The sequence below is a fragment of the Enterococcus sp. AZ103 genome (assembly GCF_051714685.1).
Taxonomy (GTDB): Bacteria; Bacillota; Bacilli; order Lactobacillales; family Enterococcaceae; genus Enterococcus_A; species Enterococcus_A alishanensis.
On record NZ_JBIOSI010000001.1, the window covers coordinates 348,413 to 367,927 of the forward strand.

Below are 19,515 nucleotides of genomic sequence, written 5' to 3' on the forward strand. Positions count from 1 at the left end.
AATATTCTCCTTTGACAAAAAAATAAGCTAGTTCATTTTAACATGAACCAGCCAAACTGAAAATTAAAAGTTTTATAACAATGGTGAAATCAGACGAGCGATTCCTTCTTTGAATTTTATCAACAGTCCTCGCTCTTGATAAATCTTTTTTGTCAGCAAGTGAGATTTCTCTGAATCCTCAAAAAATGCATCTCGAACTTGCTTAGCAAAACCACTATCGTAAATAATCGTATTAACTTCAAAGTCCAATCTAAAAGAACGAACATCGATATTGGCTGAGCCAACAGAGGCGATCCCTTCATCAATAATCATTGTTTTAGCATGAATAAATCCTGCTTCATAAGTCTCAATAATTGCCCCATAATCCAATAATTCTGCCGCAAAAGAATAGGTCGCCCAATAGACCAAAATATGATCTGGCTTATTAGGAATCTGCAAACGAACTTTTACACCTGACAATAATGCCAACTTAAGCGCCTCATGAATCGAAGCATCTGGAATATAATACGGCGTCTGAATCAAAATTTCTTTTTTTGCCAAATTAATCATTTTTAAATAAGTCATCTTAATCTGTTCATGTTCACTATCAGGACCACTAGAGACGACTTGACTAGCATAATGACCAATCGAATAGTTTTCCGGGAAATATTTTACATCATAAGCTACTTCATGCTTATGCTGAGAGTTCCAATCCATCATAAAACGATTTTGCAAAGTGTAAACCGCATCACCGACTATCCGCAAATGATTGTCCCGCCAATAGCCAAAAGTCGAAACCAAACCTAAATATTCATTTCCTACGTTAAAACCGCCAGTGTAGCCTATCGTTCCATCAATCACAACAATCTTGCGGTGATTGCGATAATTCATCCGCGGATTTAAGTAAGGGACAAATAATGGGAAGAAAAACTCCACCAAACCACCAGCTTCAATCAGCGGCGCAAAAAACTTATTATTTACTTGAGTGGATCCCCATGCATCTAAGAGTAATAAGACTTTCACACCACGTTTAGCAGCTTCAGTCAAGGCATCCCGCACTTCAATCCCCAGTGCATCACTCCGATATATATAATATTCCATATGAATATGAGATTTTGCTTGATGGATATCAGCGATCAGAGCGTCAAACTTTTCACGTCCATCCGTATACAGCTTGATATCATTATTCATCGTATAAAGAGAGCTTTCAAACATCGTTAACATATAAATCAATTGCTGAGAATCTACCAAATTCGTATTCGGCTTCGGAAAAAGTCCCCGCTCTAGCGCACGTTGCTGATCAGCAATCTCAATATTTAACCCTAATTTATTTTGCATCCGCAAATCAAAAATCTTTTCTTTGGAAATCCCCTTACCAATAAATATATATAAAACAAATCCCAAAACAGGAATAAAGGTCAAAATTAATAACCAAGCCCACGTGTGGACCGTATCTTTACGTTCACGAAACACAATAATCAACGATAAGATTGTATTAATCACTAAAAAAATTGTCCCAATATTGTTCCACACAAACCCCACACGCCTCACCCCTTAGAGTTAAGCATAGCAAAAAGCCGCCACTGGGTAAATATAAAAAACAATTAATGCCCGCTAGTCACCTTAATTCCGATGATGCCTATAATCAATAAAGCCACAAAAAATTCTGTCCACAAAGATAAATGATCCTTGAAAAAAAAGATCCCAATCAAAATCGAACCCACGGCTCCTATCCCTGTCCAAATAGGGTAAGCCAAGCTCATGGGCATAACCTTAATAGCTTTCGCCAAAAAATAAAAACTGGCGATCATTCCGACAATTGTTAAGACCGAAAAGCTTAACTTACTAAAACCATGACTCAACTTCATCGTCGTCGCCCAAAAAACTTCAAACACACCTGCAATAATTAATTCAATCCACGCCATCAAAAATCCCTCCTAAAAAAATACAAAAAGAGAGCCACCAATTTCTTCATCGACCTAACGAAATTGGCACTCTCTTAACTACTCGGTAGCAGTTTTTTATTTACTTAGCTATTTTAGTCCTAGATTTTTTTAAAGGCAAGCTCTGTAAAAAAATTCTTACAATTTACACCAGCATTTCTTACAAAAAAAGACTGGAACAAAAGATTCCAGTCTAAAACTTTTATATTTTTAAGAAACGGCGCATTGACATCACTGAGCCTAATGAACCAATCAAATAGCCTGTTGCTACCATCGCGACATCTAACTGCCAGACAATCTGACTTGGTCGCAATAAATCTAAACCAGATTGCACCAAGTATTGAGCAGCTAATTGATAGACTTGTTCGTAACCATAAGTGACAATCAGAACTGGGATAATGGCACCGATTAAGCCAATCCAACCACCTTCTAAGAAGAATGGCCAACGGATGTAACCATTTTTAGCACCTACTAAACGCATAATTTGAATTTCTTGTTTACGGGATAAAATCGTAATTCGAATCGTGTTGGAAATCAGGAAGACTGCTACAAAGACCAGCAATAATGCTGCTCCTAAGCCCCACGTTCGCACGACTCTTGCGATACGAATTAATTGATCTGCCGAGGCACCGCCATAATCGGCTCGATAGACATTGGCTAAATCACCTGCATCATTGGCAACTGAGCGCACATATTCGGCGTCGGTCGTTTGTACCACATATACATCAAACAATGGGTTGTCATCGCCACTGAATAGGCTCCAAGCATCACCATATTGTTTCTTGATATTTTCTAGCTGATCTTCTTTACTAGAGAAGGTTACTTTGTCTACATGATTTAAATCACGTAATTGGCTGGCTAGCTCATCACGGTCATCCTTACTGGTTTCAACGTCAACAAATACTGTTACATCAACATCGCCTTCTGCATCTTGTGCCAGTTTGGCTGCATTTAAGATAACTGCTAAAAAGACACCTGCTAAGGTTAAAGTAATGGTAACTGCTGAAACAGAAGCAATCGTCATCCAACCATTGCGTTTAATATTCTTAATACTTTCCCACCAATGCCGGAAAAAATTTCTAATCATCAAACTCGTATTCTCCTTCCGCTTCGTCACGTACAATCAAGCCATTTTCAATACCAATAACCCGATGACGCATCGTATCTACGATGGTTTTATTATGGGTTGCCATAACGATTGTCGTGCCTTGTTGATTAATACGATCTAACAATTTCATAATTTCCCAAGAAGTATCAGGATCTAAGTTACCAGTTGGTTCATCAGCGATTAAAACTTTAGGCGTGTTCACAATTGCTCGGGCAATCGACACCCGTTGTTGTTCCCCACCAGATAGTTGATTAGGAAAAACTCGGACTTTGTGTTTTAAGCCAACTAAGTCTAGCACTTCCATCACTCGTTTTTTGATATCTCGCGGTTTACGTCCAATAACTTGCATGGCATAAGCGACATTTTCGTAAACTGTCTTACGAGGCAACAATTTAAAATCTTGGAAAACGACACCGACATCGCGGCGCAAATAAGGGACTTCTTTGTTTTTGATTTTCAATAAATTATGACCAGCAACTTCTAATTTATTACCAGAAGTAGCTTTTTCTTCACGATACATTAATTTGATAAAAGTTGATTTCCCACTACCAGAAGGACCGACAACATAAACAAATTCACCGCGGTCGATGTTTACTGAAATACCACGAACAGCGGTTGTTTTATTAGGATATTTCTTTACTACATCCTGCATTTCAATCATGGTTATCTCTCCAAATTCTCTATAAAATTCTTTGCTATTATAACACGCTAACATTGCAAGTGGCTTTCATAAGGTTACATTTTCATTTCATTTTTAATTGTTGCCTTGAGCTAAGTGCCATTTTAAGTAGGCATCAATGAATGGATCTAGGTCTCCGTCCATCACTGCTTGAACATTTCCGGTTTCATAATTGGTTCGGTGATCTTTCACCATTGAATAAGGATGGAAGACATAAGAACGAATTTGTGAACCCCAACCGATGTCCATTTGATCGCCACGTAAAGCCGCCGCTTCTTGTTCTTTTTTCTCTAATTCTAACTGATACAGTTTTGCCTTTAACATATTCATAGCTGTTTCACGGTTATGAAATTGGGAACGTTGGGCTTGGCTAGCCACGACTGTTCCAGTGGGTAAATGAGTAATCCGTACTGCCGAAGAAGTCTTATTAATATGCTGACCACCAGCACCACTTGCCCGATATACATCCACCTTTAAATCATCTGGGTTAATTTCAATATCAATATTATCATCCAGCTCTGGCATGACATCTAAAGAACAAAAAGAAGTATGGCGACGGTTAGCCGAATCAAAGGGAGAAATTCGTACCAAGCGGTGAACGCCTTTTTCAGATCGCAAGTAGCCGTATGCATTAAGACCTTTAATCATTAAAGTCACGCTTTTAATTCCAGCTTCATCACCCGCTTGATAATCAATCGTTTCAACAGAAAATTGATGTTGCTCTGCCCAGCGAGTATACATTCTTAGTAGCATCGAACCCCAATCTTGCGACTCGGTACCACCAGCGCCAGGATGAATTTCGATAATGGCATTGTTTTTGTCATAGGGACCATCCAACAAGAGCGCCAATTCAAAACTTGCCACTTGGCTGTTGATTTCTTTTAGCCGTTCTTCTAATTCAGTCTGCATCAAAGGATCAAATTCTTCCTGCTGCATGTCCATCATTAGATTTAATTCTTCTACTTCCTCACTCAAATGGGTGAATTGGTCGTAGGTAGCTTTATCGGAATTATTTTGATTGATTAAGGTTTGGGCTGATTCTTGATCATCCCAAAAATCTGGTTCTGACATCTTTTGTTCTGCTTCAGCAATCGCTTCTTCTAGCTGATCGAGGTCAAAGGGACCCCCTAAAGCTGACTACTTGTTCCTGCAGTTGGTCAAGCATGTTACGAATTTCTGCATTTTCCAAAAGGTTTCCTTCTTTCTTTAAAAAAGAACCGGAACACCGTTATTCACAGTGCGCCGGGTTCTAGAGCTTCTTTAGCTTATACTTCTTTGCCGTGGCAATTTTTGAATTTTTTACCGCTGCCGCAAGGACATGGATCATTTCTGCCAGCATGTTTGAATTGTTCAATCATTTCTGGTGTTAGATTTGTTGGTGGCACGCCACGCGTTTGGCTGTTTGCAGGTGGTACTTGATCACCGTCTGCTTCAACTGGATGCGTTTCTTGGGTTTCACCGACTTGTTCCCGTTGAACATTTTGGCGGATTTCAGCTTTCATGAATAGACGAGTTACTTCATATTCAATCGCGCCGACCATGTCTTCAAACATTTTGTAGCCTTCTGTTTGATATTCAACCAATGGATTATTTTGACCATATGCCCGCAAGCCAACTGATTGACGTAATTGATCCATCGCATCGATGTGATCGGTCCATTTAGTATCTACTACTCGTAGAATAACTACTTTTTCAAATTCCAATAATTGTTCTGGGCTTTGTAGCTGTTCGACTTTCATATCAAAAATTTCTTTTGCTCGTTCAAACAAGTAATCTTTGATTTCTTGAGGTTTCTTACCTTCTAAGTCACTAACGGCAATCTTGTCTTCATGGACTAACGCATTACCAGCAAAATCTTTAATTCCTTCAAGATTCCAATCCTTTTGTTCCCCTTGGGTATGTCCATCAACTACCCGCGAGATTGAGCGGCGAACCATATTTAATAATTGTGGCGATAAATCTTGTTCCGCCATAATGACATCTTGTCTTTGTTTGTAAATAACTTCCCGTTGTTCCCGCATTACATCATCGTATTGCAAGACATTTTTACGTGTATCGTAGTTATTACCTTCTACCCGTTTTTGTGCTGATTCAACTTGACGAGTTAACATTTTACTTTGAATAACTGCATCTTCATCTTCAACATTTAAGCGATCTAAGAAAGCTTTGATTCGTTCTGAACCAAAACGTTTCATCAAGTCATCTTCCAATGATAGATAAAATTGTGAAACCCCTGGGTCACCTTGACGACCAGAACGTCCCCGTAGCTGATTATCAATCCGGCGTGATTCGTGACGTTCAGTACCAATAACGGCTAAACCGCCAACTTCGATAACACCTAAGCCTAATTTAATATCGGTTCCCCGACCGGCCATATTGGTAGCGATGGTTACCGCGCCTTTTTGACCAGCATTCATAATAATTTCAGCTTCTTTAAAGTGATTCTTCGCATTTAACACTTCATGAGGAATGCCATCTTCATTTAACATGTTAGAAAGTAATTCAGAAGTTTCAACGGCAACAGTACCGACTAGTAATGGTTGACCTTTGCGATGGCGTTCTTTGATATCTTGTACCACAGCATGAAATTTACTTTCCAAAGTTGGGTAAAGTAAATCTGGATGGTCTTCCCGTATAACTGGTTTGTTGGTTGGGATTTGAATAACTTCGATATTATAAATTTCACGGAATTCTTCTTCTTCGGTTTTCGCCGTACCGGTCATCCCAGATAATTTCTTGTACATCCGGAAGTAGTTCTGGAAAGTGATGGTTGCCATTGTTTTGGTTTCATCTTCAATTTCCACGCCTTCTTTGGCTTCAATCGCTTGGTGTAAACCGTCAGAATAACGACGACCATCCATGATCCGACCAGTAAATTGGTCAACGATTAAAACTTTGCCTTCTTGAACCACATAATCAATGTCTCGCAACATAATGTAGTTTGCTCGTAAAGCCTGATCCATATGGTGAGTCAAGGCAGTATTTTCGATATCATATAAGTTTTCTAAGTTAAAATTCTTTTCAGCTTTGGCAATTCCTTGTTCCGTTAAGCCAATTGTTTTTGATTGGACATCGATCTTATAATCATCTTCTTCTACCAATCGTTTGACAAAGTTATCTGTCCGATTGTATAGCGCTGTTGATTTTTCAGCTGCACCAGAAATAATCAATGGTGTCCGAGCTTCATCGATTAAGATTGAGTCGGTTTCATCGACGATGGCATAATTTAATGGTCGTTGTACCATTTGGTTACGGTAAACTACCATGTTGTCCCGCAAGTAGTCAAAGCCTAATTCATTATTGGTACTATAAGTAATATCACAGTTGTAAGCTTCACGCTTTTCATCACTGCTCTTAGAGTTAATATTTAAACCAACTGTTAAACCTAAGAAATTATACAGTTCACCCATCTCAGTTGAGTCACGGGTTGCTAAATATTCATTCACGGTAACTACGTGAACCCCTTGACCAGTGATCGCATTTAAATAAACTGGCATAGTCGCTGTTAAAGTCTTACCTTCACCTGTTTTCATTTCAGGGATATTGCCATCATGCAATACGATCCCACCCATTAATTGGACGTGGTAAGGGTATAAGCCTAAAACGCGTTTTGCTGCTTCACGAACTGTCGCAAAAGCTTCGGGTAATAACTCATCTAAAGTTTCTCCCGCTTGATAGCGTTGTTTGAATTCGTCAGTTTTTCCTCGCAGTTGTTCATCTGATAATTTTGCCATGTCTTCGGAAAATTCTTCAATCTTGTTTGCAATGCCATCTAAACGTTTTAATTCTTTTTTATCATTTTCGATTAATCTTTTAAGCACGTTCGCCATTTTTTACAGTACTCCTTTAGCCTCATTCGTTTATACGTATAAACTCGCTAGTATATTCTATCATTAGTTCCCTTGAAAAGAAACTTTTGATTCATAAAATCAGCTATCTTTTAGAAATACTAAGGATTTTTTCTTGAAAATAAAAAAAGACCTGTCAAAAAATCAAAAGATTTTCTAACAGGCCCAATTTTTTAGTCTACATCTGTTTCAATTAATCCGTATTTGCCATCTTTACGACGGTATACGATGCTAGTGCCATTTGTTTCAGCATCTTCAAAGATAAAGAAGTTATGACCTAACATATTCATTTGTAATACGGCTTCTTCGCTACCCATTGGTTTTAAAGAAAGTCGTTTTGTACGAACGATTTCTAATTCAGCATCGTCAGTTTCTTCTTCCATCAAAACAGCAACTTCGCGATCTGGTAATGATGTTTCTCGTGCTTTGCGGTTAATTTTTGTTTTGAACTTGCGGATTTGACGTTCTAATTTATCCACAACCAAATCAATACTTGCATATAAATCTGGTGAAGTTTCTTCGGCACGAAGCACTAAGTATGGAAGTGGGATTGTCACTTCTACTTTTGCAGTTTTTTCAGTGTAAACCTTCAAGTTTACATGCGCTGTTGCATCCGGCACATCAGTAAAGTAGCGTTCTAATTTACCTACTTTTTTTTCTACATAGTCACGGATTGCTTCAGTAACTTCGATGTTTTCTCCTCGAACGTTATATCTAAACATACAAATTGCCCCTTTCATCTAACCAACTGAAGATTTCGGAAAGGACCACTCTTTCCATCTCTTCTTAATTTCATTATACCTAATTCTAATCTCTTTGGAAAGTGAATCGCTAACAAAATTCAATAAATGTAACCCTTTTCCTAGCGAGCGAAAGTGAAACTTGTCACGCTTTTTGCACCGTTTTTCAGTAATAATTCCGCCCCATGATACAGGGTTCTGCCGGTAGTATAGACATCATCGATGAGAATAATTTTTTTGTTTTTTATTTTTTCTGAGGAAACTCTCATAACAAAGGGTTGTGGTAATTTTAACCGAGCTAATCGTTTTTTATTGGCTTGCGGCAAATCATTGGTTGGCCGCAGTAACAATTCTTGATAGTCTATTTTTGCTGCTGCGAGACAGCCACTCACTTGATTAAACCCTCGGGACTCAAAACGTTCGGGACTGATTGGCAAAGGACAGATGATGGTCTGCTTGACCTGTTTCAACTGATAATGAATTTCTCTAGCAAAGGCACTTTTCAAACGATAATCACCTTTATATTTATAATCTTCAATCCACTGGGCAAAACCGTCATCATAATGAAACAATGCTCGATTTCCAATTAAAAAGCCTAATTGTGCTTGCCATTGTTGACAGTCTTTACAAATTTTTTCGGAAGTTTCTCGACCACAACCAAGGCAGCATTGACGATTTTTAATTGGTCGAAACAATTGCTGACAACGAAAACAGCGTCCCCTAAATGAACTAAAAAAATCTATTAAGGTCAAAGTCTCACAATATTCCTCATGGCAGCAGCTACATTTCATTTAACAGTCCTCGTGTAAAAGCCAATTGATTATTTTCTTTAATTTCTGCCAATGCTTTTTTTATCGTCAGAGTCATTTCGCTAGTAACAAACACAACCTCTGCCTCATGAAAATCCCCTTTACGATCTGCCCGTCCAGCAATTTGCACCAAAGCAGCTTGATTAAATACCCGATGGCTGGCTTCTAAGACAACGACGGAGACTTTTTCAAAGGTGACTCCCCGTTCTAAAATAGTAGTCGTTATCAGCAGTTGATATTTTCCTTGGCGCATCCCGTCTACTTTCATTGCCCGCTCTTGGTCTTGTGCATGAACGGTGGTCATTTGACAATCTGGAAATGCCTTTTGTAAGAATTGTGCAACGGCTAATAGGCTGCCGACACTAGGACAAAACAGCAAGACATCATTTTTCCCCAACCGCGCCAATAATCGGCTTAAAACTTTTTGTGGCAACCGCCCACGGTACATTTTTTTTGCTAAAGTAACAGCAAGTAAAATTTCCGGGACTGGTAAAGGACGGCGATGAAATCGTGCAGGCAAACGATAGCAAAAATCTACGGCTTTCTTCAATTCAGCATTCGGTGTGGCACTTAAATAGACCCGCTTGCCAGATCTAACTTGTGCTTTTTCGACCGTTGCTTGCAATAAAGGATTATTCGCATAGGGAAAAGCATCTACTTCATCGACTATCATCAAATCAAAATAATCTCGGTAACGTAACAATTGATGGACGGTACAAATAACGAATTGACCCGCGCCTTCGATTCTTTTTTGCCCATGATATAAATTAATTTCTTCTTTAGGAAAAGCCTGAAGCATTCGTAGATGGAGCTCATTACAGACATCCACACGCGGACTTGTTAAACAAACTCGGTTGCCGACGGCTAGATTTCTTTGAATCAGTTGAAACAACATTTCGGTTTTGCCTGCTCCTGTTACTGCCCACAGTAAAAAGGATGCGCCTTTTTTTTGGTCTGCTTGTAATTGTTCCGCTATTTCTTGTTGACTTATCGACAGAGTTTTATCCCAGTTTAAAAAAATTTCTCGTGACTTTTTTTCAGGAACAGGAAAAAAATAAAGATCTTTTTGGCTGGTCATTCGCCCTAAAGTTATGCACTGATAACAATAAAAAAAGCCCGCTGGTACTTGCTCCTGACAAATGGAGCCGCAACGGTTACATCGATAAGAATCAACTGAAATCTGATTCATCGCTGGCAGTTGATGCGCCTGTTCCAGTGAGACTTTCGGATAAAAAGTTTGCCATTCTTCCAATGCTAAATACTGACCCCACATTTTGTTCACCTCATTAAATAAATACGTAAAAAAAGACCACGTCATTTTGACGCAGTCACTAAAATCAACGAAATATTTTTTCATGCATGTTTATATCAACCAACTGGATTTGACTAATTTATTGAAAACAATGAATTCTTTTGCTAAGTTTATAGAAACGACTTCATAACTGGCATTCAGCCAACCGTAGGCGCCTTTTTCGGGATGACGATAATCATTGGCCCACCAATCTTTTTCTGTTCGTGCCGTCTTAGGTAAGCCAGAGCTGGGAAACAATAGCTCGTCAATCTGAGTAAAAGTCAAGGTCACTTGTGAGCCACCGTTGGTTTTTAAATAATGGGTGATTACATCATATTTTTTAGTTTGTGCCATGTGCCATCTACTCCTATCCTAACAATGAGGTGAAACGATGTTAGCTACTTATCGAACGATTCAATCAGACAGTATTCATGAAACGGAGATCAAAAAATCTCGCTTTATTTGCCATTTAAAACGGATCACTTCTGAAGCAGAAGCCAAAGAATTTATCAATCAAATTAAAAAGGAACATTGGAAAGCCAATCACAATTGCAGTGCCTTCGTTTTAGGCGAACAAAACGAGATTCAACGCAGCTCTGATGATGGTGAACCTAGCGGAACCGCTGGTGTTCCAATGTTGGAAGTCTTGAAAAAAAATAATTTAATTAATGTTTGCGCTGTTGTTACTCGCTATTTTGGTGGCACAAAACTAGGTGCCGGCGGTTTAATTCGCGCTTATTCTGGAGCTGTCGCTAATGGCATCGCCGAGACTGGTATCGTTGAAGGCCGTCTACAACAAGAAATTTCAGTGACGATTCCTTACAATCATTGGGGGAAACTAGAAAAATTTCTGGAGACCCAAAAAATTGTAGTAAAAGATACCTTGTTTACCCATGAGGTCACTGCGATATGCTTTGTTGATGAAGATCAAGTCGCCAATTTCGAAGCCCAAGTCACCGATTTATTAAGCGGTCAAGCGACTTTTGTTGCTGGAGAAACCAGTTATTCCGAACAATTAATCGAAGAATGATTATTTCTCTAAATAAAACTCGAAACGACTGCCGACGTATTGAGTCCGGACATATTCAAAAGGACGCTCGTCAACCAAATAAGAAAGTTGACGTAGCCGCAAGATTGCTTCGCCACGTTTGATTTCTAAATAATCAGCAATTTGTTCAGAAGCCAACACTGCAGAAACCGTTTGATTGGCATGACCGATCTCCATACCTCGTTCTTGTAGAGAATGATAAAAAGATTCGGTAATCTCTTCTTTACTGAAGCCTTCTACCAATTTTGCCGGAATACTAGCGACTTCAAAGCAAATAGGTACATTGTCAGCATAACGAATCCGTTCCATTCTTAAGACTCGTTCTCCTTTAGTCAAGTTTAAATTTTCAATCTCACTTGAGCTGGCGGGGGAATTAAAATAAGAAATAGTTTTGCTGGAAGGGACTTTGTTTAAAGATTCCATAATATCAGTGAAACTGGTGGTTCCAGTCATTTTTTCTTGGACTTTTTCGTTGGCGACATAGGTTCCTGAGCCGATTTTTCTTTCTAAAATCCCTTCATCTGCTAAAGTTTGGATGGCTTGTCGTAAAGTCATTCGACTCACGCCAAAGGTCACCGCTAATTCTCTTTCAGAAGGCAAGCGGTCGCCCACTTTCCAGACGCCTGTTTCGATTTGATTTTTTATTTGGTCATGAATCTGAATATACACGGGCACTTGATTTGCCATCTTGAATGCCTACTTTCTTATAATCTAAAAAAAGCTCTTGTTTTCTTTCCATTATAACTGGTATATACCTCCGCGACAATCAAAAAGTAGACCATTTCGGAAAAAATGGTCTACTTACTTGTGATTACTTGTTTAATTTGTTCTTACCTCTTCGTCCAACATTTTATTGGCTGTTGCCATCATTAGTCGGATTCGGTTTAATTGATTGACAATGGAAACACCTGGATCATAATCAATCGCTGCAATATTGGCTTTCGGATATTGATGGCGTAATTCTTTGATCACACCTTTACCCACCACATGATTTGGCAGACAGCCAAACGGTTGCATGCAGACAATATTATTTACGTCACTCTTCAATAAATCAATCATTTCACCAGTTAAGAACCAGCCTTCACCTGTATGATTACCGATAGAAAGAACTTTGCTGGCATCCTCAGCCAATTGATAAATTGAATGAATGCCGTCAAACCGATCAGAAGCCCGTAGTGCTTTATCCATCGGTTTTTCAACCATTTCGATTAGTTTAATCACAAATTCTGCCATGGTTTTATTTTTCTTCGGCATCCCCAAATTATCATATTTCCAAATTTGGTTATACAAGGAATAATTCATAAAACCGATTAAATCTGGCACAACAGCTTCTGCACCTTCTTCTTCTAATAAACGAACGATGTCATTGTTGGCAGTTGGTGAATATTTCACCAAAATCTCGCCTACTACCCCAACTTTGGGTTTGACTTCATCAGATAATGGCACCGTATCGAAATCTTTAACGATTTTTTTCATGTTGCGATTAAATTGCGTCAATGAACCATTACGCACATTATTAGCAACTTTTGCCAACCAATCTTGGTGCATTTGATCAATCTGACCTTTTTCTAATTCATAAGGTCGCGTCCGATAGACTAAACGTTCAAATAAATCACCATACAGAACTGCTACAACAATCCGTTTCACCATTGGCAAAGTAAATTTAAACCCAGGATTACTTTCGACCCCTTTATTTCCCAGTGACACTGAAACGACTGGAACTTGCGGGAAGCCAGCATCATTTAAGGCTTTGCGCAACAGTGGAATATAGTTGGTTGCCCGACAGCCACCACCAGTTTGACTCATCATAACACTGACATTGTTTAAATCATATTTGCCACTTTGTAAAGCTTCCACAAGCTGTCCAATTGAAATAATCGCTGGATAACAAGAGTCGTTATTCACATATTTCAAACCAACATTAGTGGCTTCTTTATCCATCGCTGGTAAGCAGACAACATTGTAGCCAGAAGCTTCTAAAGCTAAATCGAACAAACCCGATTGGTGAATTGGACTCAACATTGGTAACAATAAAGTGTGGGTCTTTTTCATTTCTTTAGTGAAAACAATTTTTTCTGGTTCTTCAAATTTTTGGGTTGGTACATAATTAACTTTTTGTCGCTCTTGAACAGCTGCTTTTAAGGAACGTAAACGAATCCGAACTGCTCCTAAGTTTGATCCTTCATCAATTTTCAAAACGGTATAAATTTTTCCATATTGATCCATGATTTCTTCCACTTGGTCAGTGGTTACCGCATCTAAACCACAGCCAAAGGAATTTAATTGCACCAATTCAAGATTTTTTGATTTAGCAACCACTCGTGCAGCTGCATATAATCGAGAATGATAAACCCATTGATTGACTACTCGTAAATTACCTACATCTCCTAGATGAGAAATCGAGTCTTCTGTTAATACATGGAAGCCTTCTTGCGTGATAACGTCAGCAATCCCGTGATTAATTTCTGGGTCAACATGATAAGGACGACCAGAAAGAACGACGCCCCGTTGACCTTTCATATTTAACATCATTAGGGTTTCTTCGCCTTTTTGTCGAATATCTTCTTTAAAGGCTTCTAACTCTTCGTAACCATGATGTAAAGCTTTAGTAATTTCTTCTTTAGTAATACCTAAATCTTTAAAAGTTCGGTACAACACTTCTGCCACCGATGCTTCATTGGCAAGATTTAAGTAAGGATTGCGATAATCGACTTTCCCTTCACGAATATCATCCACATTATTACGAATCACATCGGGATAACTTTGCACAATCGGGCAATTAAAATGATTGTCGGCCTCTGCTGATTCTTGTCGTTCAAAAACCACACCAGGATAAAAAATCATCGGTACACCTTGATCGATTAAGGCTTGAATATGTCCATGAGCAATTTTTGCTGGATAACAAGCCGTATCGCTAGGAATAGTTTCCATACCTTGTTCATACAAATCTTTATTCGACCGAGGAGAGAGTTTGACTCTAAAGCCTAAATCAGTGAACAATGTATGCCACAAAGGATAATTTTCATACATATTTAAAACTCGTGGAATCCCAATCTCACCATGGACCACTTCTTTTTTCCGTAATGGTCGGTAATGGAATAAACGACGATATTTATAATCCACCATATTGACTTTGCGGTCTTCTTTTTTGACTTTAATTTGTGCGCCTCGTTCACAGCGGTTACCGGTCACAAATTTACGTCCATCAGAGAAAACCGTCACCGTCATCATACAATTATTTTCGCATAAGCCACAGTGGGTAAACTCTTTGTCAGCAGAAAAATTGTTTAATTCGTCTAGACTTAAAGTCTCTGTCAGTTCACCGATTTGATAGTTTTCTGAGGCAATCAATGCTGCTCCAAAAGCACCCATCAAGCCAGCAATCGAAGGTCTGACTACTTCACGACCTGAAACCAATTCAAAGGCCCGTAAAACTGCTTCATTATAGAAAGTTCCCCCTTGGCAGACAATTTTTTCGCCAAGTTCTTCTGGACGACGAATCTTAATCACTTTATAAATCGCATTTTTAATCACTGAATAAGACAAACCAGCGGAAATATCACCAACTGAAGCCCCTTCTTTTTGGACTTGTTTGACTTTCGAATTCATAAAGACGGTACAACGAGAACCTAAATCAACTGGCTGACGAGAATGAACTGCCGCTTCTGCAAAATCTTGCACAGAATATTTCAATGATTTAGCAAAAGTTTCAATAAATGAGCCACAACCAGAGGAGCAAGCTTCATTTAGCTGAATCGAAGATAGGGCGCCATCTTTTATAGTCATGGCCTTCATATCTTGCCCACCAATATCTAAGATAAAATCGACACCTGGTAGGAAATGATTGGAAGCTTTGTAATGGGCCATCGTTTCTACTTGACCGATATCCACTTTCAAGGCATTTTTTATTAATTGTTCGCCGTAACCAGTCACTGCTGCTTTACCGATATAGACATCATCCGGTAATTTTTCGTATAAATCTCGCAATACAGACATGGTTGTTTCTAGCGGCTGTCCTTGATTATTGCCGTAAAAAGAAAACATCAAACGACCAGTTTCATCGATTAAAGCAACTTTTGTTGTAGTAGAGCCGGCATCGATTCCCAGAAAAGCTGGTCCTGAATGATCTGCCAAATCTTTGGTTTCAACAGTTGCTTGTTTATGACGGTCACGAAAATCCGCTAGTTCTTGATCGTCTTTAAATAAAGGCGCCAATGTATCAGAAGGCGACAAGCTATTTTTATTGGCTGTATTTAATTTATTTAATAGTTCTGCTAAGGTATGCTCACCAGTCTTTTCTGAATAGAAAGCGGCACCCATCGCGACAAATAATTGCGGGTTTTCTGGAAAAACGACATCCTCTGGTGCGATATCTAGAGTTTCAATAAATCTTTTCCGCAATTCTGACATGAAAAATAATGGTCCACCTAAAAAGGCAATTTTACCGACAATTTTTCGACCAGCTGCTAAACCGGCAATCGTTTGATTGACAACTGCCTGAAAGACACTGGCTGCAATATCTTCTTTGGCCGCTCCTTCATTAATTAACGGTTGCACATCTGTTTTAGCAAACACACCACAACGAGAAGCGATAGGATAAATTGTTTGATAACCTTTCGCCAGTTCGTTTACACCATTGGCGTCAGTTTTCAACAAAGCTGCCATTTGATCAATAAAGGCGCCGGTTCCGCCTGCGCAACTACCATTCATCCGTTGCTCTAAGGCACCTTCAAAGAAAGTAATTTTCGCATCTTCTCCGCCTAGTTCAATCACGACATCGGTTTCGGGAATAATTTCTTCAACTGTTTTGGTACAAGCAATCACTTCCTGAACAAATGGAATCTCCAACACGTCTGCTAGGCCCATTCCTCCTGAGCCTGTAATATTAATCGTAATCACTTGATCTCTAATAATTTCTTGCGCTTCTGCTAATATTCTTTTTGTGGCGGCTTTCACATCTGAAAAATGACGTTCGTATTTCGAAAATAAACTCTCGTTATTCTCATTTAGAATCACTAATTTCACAGTGGTAGAGCCGACATCGATCCCTGCTTTTAATGTCATACTTGATACCCACCTTTTCTTTTTTACAACATGTGTTGATTATCTGACAGTGTGTTTGTTATACTACTCACGTATATTTTAGAAAGATTTTAAATAATATGCAACAACCAAAAGTGAGAAAAGTGTGAGATAAACAACAGCTATCTTAATAATGTTGTCAAAAGAAGGGAAAAAAATGACAAAAAAAACTGATTTACGTGTAAAACGTACCCATAAAATGATAATTGAAGCATTTATTCGTTTAGTCGAAGAAAAAGGCTACGATAATTTAACCGTCCAAGAGATTGCTGACGAAGCGATGATTAATCGTGCAACTTTCTATGCTCATTTTAAAGACAAGCAAGATTTATATGACTTCATTTTTCATAACGCTATCGATGCTTTCGTCTCGGTTTTAGATCCTGATCAGATTGTCCAAGGCAATCGACTAAAAGTGAAACAAGTCGAGGTGGTATTAACAAACATCTACAAGCAAATCCATAACAATAAACAATTCTTTTTAACGGTCATGGATTCTTCCGGAAATGAAATGATGCGCAAAGAAATTGCGGACATTTTAGATGAAAAATACGCCCATGTCTTTCAACGGCTAAAAATTACCGAAAATGATATTGAGGTTCCGATGGATTTTATTATTGAATACATGACCTCAATCTTCGTTGGGACACTTCATTGGTGGATTACTAGCGAGACAACGATGGATGCCAACAGCTTGGCGAAGTTAGTTATCAAGTTGGTGGGAAATGGTCATTTGACGATTTTAGGCATTGAGATTGATCATTAAAAAAAGCCTGCTGAAGAAATTCAGTAGGCTTTTGCTTTAATGATTTTTAGCTTTCCATTTGATTGTATGGCGAGTAGGGCGCTTTTTGTTTAGTTTTACGCCTTTGTTCTTATTAGTCAGCTCTACCATTACGTCATATTTATCATCTTTGACAATGTCATATACACGTTCTGCTGCATCGCTAATGATTTCAGTCATTTTCTTTTTCATTTGTTTCCCTCCTATTTAACCATCTTGTTCCTTTAAATTTAGCGCAAATCTGGTTTGGCATCAAGCAAAAAGAAAAAGAGATGCCGATCCGAAGACCTGCATCTCTTAAAATGACTGGGGTAGCTGGATTCGAACCAACGCATGAGGGAGTCAAAGTCCCTTGCCTTACCGCTTGGCTATACCCCAATGGTGGAGGAGAGTGGATTCGAACCACTGAACCCTAAGGAACGGATTTACAGTCCGTCGCGTTTAGCCACTTCGCTACTCCTCCAAAAATCAAGTTTTCTGAAAAACCCGACTCAGTTATAATACCCAACTTTAAAATAAAATGCAAGACTTTTCTTTCAATTTATTGATGCAAATTATAGTTGGCAATGACTGCTTCAAAAGCATCATCAATTTTTTTGAAATTTCCTAATAAAGTTCCTTCAGCATAGGCTTGAAATCCCTTTATTTCTCTAATTTCGCCAATTTGTTTCTTGCCTGCAAAAAGCTCAGTGACACTGACTTTTTGTCCATCTAGCATAACTTCTTTTTCATTTCCTTTAATTTCAATATCTTTATTTTTTTTCGACATGTTATCCCTCCGCAGAAAACATTTTACCATAGCTGTAGGCAAAAAGAAAAAAATCCGAGACAAAAGATCGCCTCGGATCAAATATTATGGATTGGTCACAACTGCTCGTTGAACATTGAAGCCGGCGTCTGTTAAGACTTGAGAAATAGCTTCAGCATCTTTAGAAGATATTTGAAATTCCATCACAGTCCCAGTTTTTGCATGATCGATAATGACCGTTAAAATATCGTAGTCATGGTCGGCTAAAACTTTTGCTACTTCAGCTAATAAGCCTTTACGGTCTTCCTTTACAGCAATCTGAATCCGACTGCCACCTTCGTGATAACCAGTTATTTTTAAGAAGGCATCAAAAATATCGTTGTTGGTAATAATTCCCACCACTTGATCGTCTTTTAATACCGGTAAAACATTAACATTTTTTTGGCGCATCTTATAAATCGCGTCTTCTAATTGGGCATCTGGATCAATCGTTGCTACTTTTTCGATCATCACATCTGCCACCACAGTTTTATTTAATAAATAATTGGTTTCATAAACACTTAAACTAGTTGTCGTTGAAGGTAATGCTTCTTGAATCGTTCCTTCTGTAATTAAACCAACCAATTTATCCGCCTTAACGACTGGTAAACGATGAATATCGTGTTTTTTCATTAAATCTACCGCATCAAAAATTTTCGTTTGGGGATCAACTGTTACTAGCTCAGCTGCCATAAAATCTTTTACACTCATTTTTTATCCTCCTAAATATGCTTTGCGCACTTCATCACTCGCCAGTAACTCTTCACCAGTTCCGCTTAAAACAACTTCACCAGTTTCTAAGACGTAGCCGCGATCAGCAATTGATAAAGCCATTTTGGCATTTTGTTCAATCAATAAAACCGTCGTTCCTTGTGCTTGAATGGCTTGAATAATATTGAAAATCTCTTTGATAAAAATTGGCGCTAGACCCATTGATGGCTCATCTAATAATAGTAAACGAGGTTTAGACATTAATGCCCGACCCATTGCTAGCATTTGTTGTTCCCCACCAGATAGTGTTGAAGCATCTTGACTTAAACGTTCCTTTAAAATCGGGAAACGCTGATAAATCGTTTCGTACTCTTCACTTAGATTTTTTTCTTTCCGTAAATAGGCACCCATCTCTAAATTTTCCTGAACAGTTAGACCAGAAAAAACATGACGACCTTCTGGTACTTGCGAAATCCCTTTGGCAACAATTTTTCGTGGAGCTCTTTTTTGGATTTCTTCACCTTCAAAGGTAATTTTACCTGCAGAAGGCTGAATTAGTCCTGAGATTGTATGAAGAATCGTCGTTTTTCCAGCACCATTTGCACCGATCAAAGAAACAATTTCCCCTTGATTGACTTCAAAATTTACATCGCGAACAGCTTGGATGACACCATAATGGACGGCTAAATTTTCAACCTTTAACATC

General features: G+C 38.6%; 18 protein-coding genes, 2 tRNA genes and 1 pseudogene. 2 read left to right on the forward strand and 19 right to left on the reverse strand.

All coding sequences use genetic code 11. The features are described 5' to 3' along the window. Positions 1 to 72: 72 nt before the first annotated feature. The 11 genes and pseudogenes from cls to ID741_RS01760 form a co-directional block, all read right to left on the reverse strand. Positions 73 to 1,521, reverse strand: a complete 1,449-nt coding sequence (cls, locus tag ID741_RS01710) for a cardiolipin synthase (RefSeq protein ID WP_218324198.1) — start codon at positions 1,519 to 1,521, stop codon at positions 73 to 75. A gap of 62 nt (positions 1,522 to 1,583) precedes the next feature. Beyond that, a complete protein-coding gene (locus ID741_RS01715) occupies positions 1,584 to 1,904 on the reverse strand; it encodes a DMT family transporter (RefSeq protein ID WP_218324197.1) in 321 nt (106 codons plus the stop codon). 220 nt (positions 1,905 to 2,124) lie between these two features. Further along, positions 2,125 to 3,009, reverse strand: a complete 885-nt coding sequence (gene ftsX / locus ID741_RS01720; protein ID WP_218324196.1) for a permease-like cell division protein FtsX — start codon at positions 3,007 to 3,009, stop codon at positions 2,125 to 2,127. Next, on the reverse strand, positions 3,002 to 3,691 hold the full coding sequence (ftsE, locus tag ID741_RS01725; RefSeq protein ID WP_218324195.1) for a cell division ATP-binding protein FtsE: 690 nt from the start codon (positions 3,689 to 3,691) through the stop codon (positions 3,002 to 3,004). The genes ftsX and ftsE overlap by 8 nt, the downstream gene beginning before the upstream one ends. A gap of 93 nt (positions 3,692 to 3,784) precedes the next feature. Then, a protein-coding gene (gene prfB, locus ID741_RS01730; protein ID WP_218324194.1) for a peptide chain release factor 2 occupies positions 3,785 to 4,898 on the reverse strand; the annotation gives its coding sequence in 2 pieces (ribosomal slippage) (positions 3,785 to 4,825 and positions 4,827 to 4,898; 1,113 coding nt in all). Between the two features lie 76 nt (positions 4,899 to 4,974). Beyond that, on the reverse strand, positions 4,975 to 5,067 hold the full coding sequence (locus ID741_RS01735; protein ID WP_425514592.1) for an SEC-C metal-binding domain-containing protein: 93 nt from the start codon (positions 5,065 to 5,067) through the stop codon (positions 4,975 to 4,977). Positions 5,068 to 5,165: 98 nt separating this feature from the next. Beyond that, positions 5,166 to 7,539, reverse strand: a pseudogene (gene secA, locus ID741_RS01740) (preprotein translocase subunit SecA); the annotation flags it as partial. Positions 7,540 to 7,730: 191 nt separating this feature from the next. After that, on the reverse strand, positions 7,731 to 8,279 hold the full coding sequence (hpf, locus tag ID741_RS01745) for a ribosome hibernation-promoting factor, HPF/YfiA family (RefSeq protein ID WP_218324192.1): 549 nt from the start codon (positions 8,277 to 8,279) through the stop codon (positions 7,731 to 7,733). A gap of 140 nt (positions 8,280 to 8,419) precedes the next feature. Then, positions 8,420 to 9,088 carry a ComF family protein gene (locus ID741_RS01750; RefSeq protein WP_218324191.1) on the reverse strand — a complete coding sequence of 223 codons (669 nt, stop codon included), beginning with the start codon at positions 9,086 to 9,088 and terminating at the stop codon, positions 8,420 to 8,422. Next, positions 9,078 to 10,379, reverse strand: coding sequence for a helicase-related protein (locus tag ID741_RS01755; RefSeq protein WP_438718867.1), 1,302 nt, complete (start codon positions 10,377 to 10,379; stop codon positions 9,078 to 9,080). Before ID741_RS01755 ends, ID741_RS01750 begins: the two co-directional genes overlap by 11 nt. A gap of 90 nt (positions 10,380 to 10,469) precedes the next feature. Further along, complete coding sequence (locus tag ID741_RS01760) at positions 10,470 to 10,751, reverse strand: DUF7662 domain-containing protein (protein WP_218324189.1); 282 nt, start codon at positions 10,749 to 10,751, stop codon at positions 10,470 to 10,472. Positions 10,752 to 10,788: 37 nt separating this feature from the next. Between ID741_RS01760 and ID741_RS01765 the strand changes: the two genes are divergently transcribed. Continuing rightward, the gene (locus tag ID741_RS01765) at positions 10,789 to 11,427 is read left to right on the forward strand and encodes a YigZ family protein (RefSeq protein WP_438718868.1); all 639 of its coding nucleotides are present in this window, start codon (positions 10,789 to 10,791) and stop codon (positions 11,425 to 11,427) included. Here the strand turns inward: ID741_RS01765 and ID741_RS01770 are convergent, their stop codons facing one another. Both ID741_RS01770 and ID741_RS01775 read right to left on the reverse strand, forming a co-directional pair. After that, positions 11,428 to 12,132, reverse strand: a complete 705-nt coding sequence (locus tag ID741_RS01770; RefSeq protein ID WP_218324187.1) for a GntR family transcriptional regulator — start codon at positions 12,130 to 12,132, stop codon at positions 11,428 to 11,430. Between the two features lie 132 nt (positions 12,133 to 12,264). Beyond that, positions 12,265 to 16,509 carry a 2-hydroxyacyl-CoA dehydratase gene (locus ID741_RS01775; protein ID WP_218324186.1) on the reverse strand — a complete coding sequence of 1,415 codons (4,245 nt, stop codon included), beginning with the start codon at positions 16,507 to 16,509 and terminating at the stop codon, positions 12,265 to 12,267. 175 nt (positions 16,510 to 16,684) lie between these two features. Here ID741_RS01775 and ID741_RS01780 point away from each other — a divergent pair, with 175 nt between their 5' ends. Further along, on the forward strand, positions 16,685 to 17,293 hold the full coding sequence (locus tag ID741_RS01780; RefSeq protein WP_218324185.1) for a TetR/AcrR family transcriptional regulator: 609 nt from the start codon (positions 16,685 to 16,687) through the stop codon (positions 17,291 to 17,293). A gap of 36 nt (positions 17,294 to 17,329) precedes the next feature. Here the strand turns inward: ID741_RS01780 and ID741_RS01785 are convergent, their stop codons facing one another. From ID741_RS01785 to ID741_RS01810, 6 genes are all read right to left on the reverse strand, one after another. Further along, positions 17,330 to 17,503: a hypothetical protein gene (locus ID741_RS01785; RefSeq protein ID WP_218324184.1), complete on the reverse strand. Its 174-nt coding sequence runs from the start codon at positions 17,501 to 17,503 to the stop codon at positions 17,330 to 17,332. Positions 17,504 to 17,617: 114 nt separating this feature from the next. Further along, positions 17,618 to 17,689: transfer RNA gene (locus tag ID741_RS01790), tRNA-Gln, on the reverse strand. A 1-nt stretch (position 17,690) separates the two neighbouring features. Continuing rightward, positions 17,691 to 17,774, reverse strand: a tRNA-Tyr gene (locus ID741_RS01795). A 78-nt stretch (positions 17,775 to 17,852) separates the two neighbouring features. Then, positions 17,853 to 18,080: a DUF2969 family protein gene (locus tag ID741_RS01800; protein WP_218324183.1), complete on the reverse strand. Its 228-nt coding sequence runs from the start codon at positions 18,078 to 18,080 to the stop codon at positions 17,853 to 17,855. A gap of 84 nt (positions 18,081 to 18,164) precedes the next feature. After that, positions 18,165 to 18,809, reverse strand: a complete 645-nt coding sequence (locus tag ID741_RS01805) for a CBS domain-containing protein (protein ID WP_438718869.1) — start codon at positions 18,807 to 18,809, stop codon at positions 18,165 to 18,167. A gap of 3 nt (positions 18,810 to 18,812) precedes the next feature. Next, positions 18,813 to 19,514, reverse strand: coding sequence for an ABC transporter ATP-binding protein (locus tag ID741_RS01810; protein ID WP_218324181.1), 702 nt, complete (start codon positions 19,512 to 19,514; stop codon positions 18,813 to 18,815). Between the last annotated feature and the right edge of the window lies 1 nt (position 19,515).

What these genes read in the sequence shown, in the direction of transcription:
- ID741_RS01775 (WP_218324186.1), bottom strand. Translation starts at nt 16,509, where the DNA reads ATGACATTAAAAGCAGGGATCGATGTCGGCTCTACCACTGTGAAATTA.
- ID741_RS01715 (WP_218324197.1), bottom strand. Translation starts at nt 1,904, where the DNA reads ATGGCGTGGATTGAATTAATTATTGCAGGTGTGTTTGAAGTTTTTTGG.
- hpf (WP_218324192.1), bottom strand. Translation starts at nt 8,279, where the DNA reads ATGTTTAGATATAACGTTCGAGGAGAAAACATCGAAGTTACTGAAGCA.
- ID741_RS01785 (WP_218324184.1), bottom strand. Translation starts at nt 17,503, where the DNA reads ATGAAAAAGAAAATGACTGAAATCATTAGCGATGCAGCAGAACGTGTA.
- ftsX (WP_218324196.1), bottom strand. Translation starts at nt 3,009, where the DNA reads ATGATTAGAAATTTTTTCCGGCATTGGTGGGAAAGTATTAAGAATATT.
- ftsE (WP_218324195.1), bottom strand. Translation starts at nt 3,691, where the DNA reads ATGATTGAAATGCAGGATGTAGTAAAGAAATATCCTAATAAAACAACC.
- ID741_RS01800 (WP_218324183.1), bottom strand. Translation starts at nt 18,080, where the DNA reads ATGTCGAAAAAAAATAAAGATATTGAAATTAAAGGAAATGAAAAAGAA.
- ID741_RS01805 (WP_438718869.1), bottom strand. Translation starts at nt 18,809, where the DNA reads ATGAGTGTAAAAGATTTTATGGCAGCTGAGCTAGTAACAGTTGATCCC.
- ID741_RS01755 (WP_438718867.1), bottom strand. Translation starts at nt 10,379, where the DNA reads ATGTGGGGTCAGTATTTAGCATTGGAAGAATGGCAAACTTTTTATCCG.
- ID741_RS01810 (WP_218324181.1), bottom strand. Translation starts at nt 19,514, where the DNA reads ATGTTAAAGGTTGAAAATTTAGCCGTCCATTATGGTGTCATCCAAGCT.
- ID741_RS01770 (WP_218324187.1), bottom strand. Translation starts at nt 12,132, where the DNA reads ATGGCAAATCAAGTGCCCGTGTATATTCAGATTCATGACCAAATAAAA.
- ID741_RS01735 (WP_425514592.1), bottom strand. Translation starts at nt 5,067, where the DNA reads ATGATTGAACAATTCAAACATGCTGGCAGAAATGATCCATGTCCTTGC.
- ID741_RS01760 (WP_218324189.1), bottom strand. Translation starts at nt 10,751, where the DNA reads ATGGCACAAACTAAAAAATATGATGTAATCACCCATTATTTAAAAACC.
- ID741_RS01780 (WP_218324185.1), top strand. Translation starts at nt 16,685, where the DNA reads ATGACAAAAAAAACTGATTTACGTGTAAAACGTACCCATAAAATGATA.
- ID741_RS01765 (WP_438718868.1), top strand. Translation starts at nt 10,789, where the DNA reads ATGTTAGCTACTTATCGAACGATTCAATCAGACAGTATTCATGAAACG.
- ID741_RS01750 (WP_218324191.1), bottom strand. Translation starts at nt 9,088, where the DNA reads ATGAAATGTAGCTGCTGCCATGAGGAATATTGTGAGACTTTGACCTTA.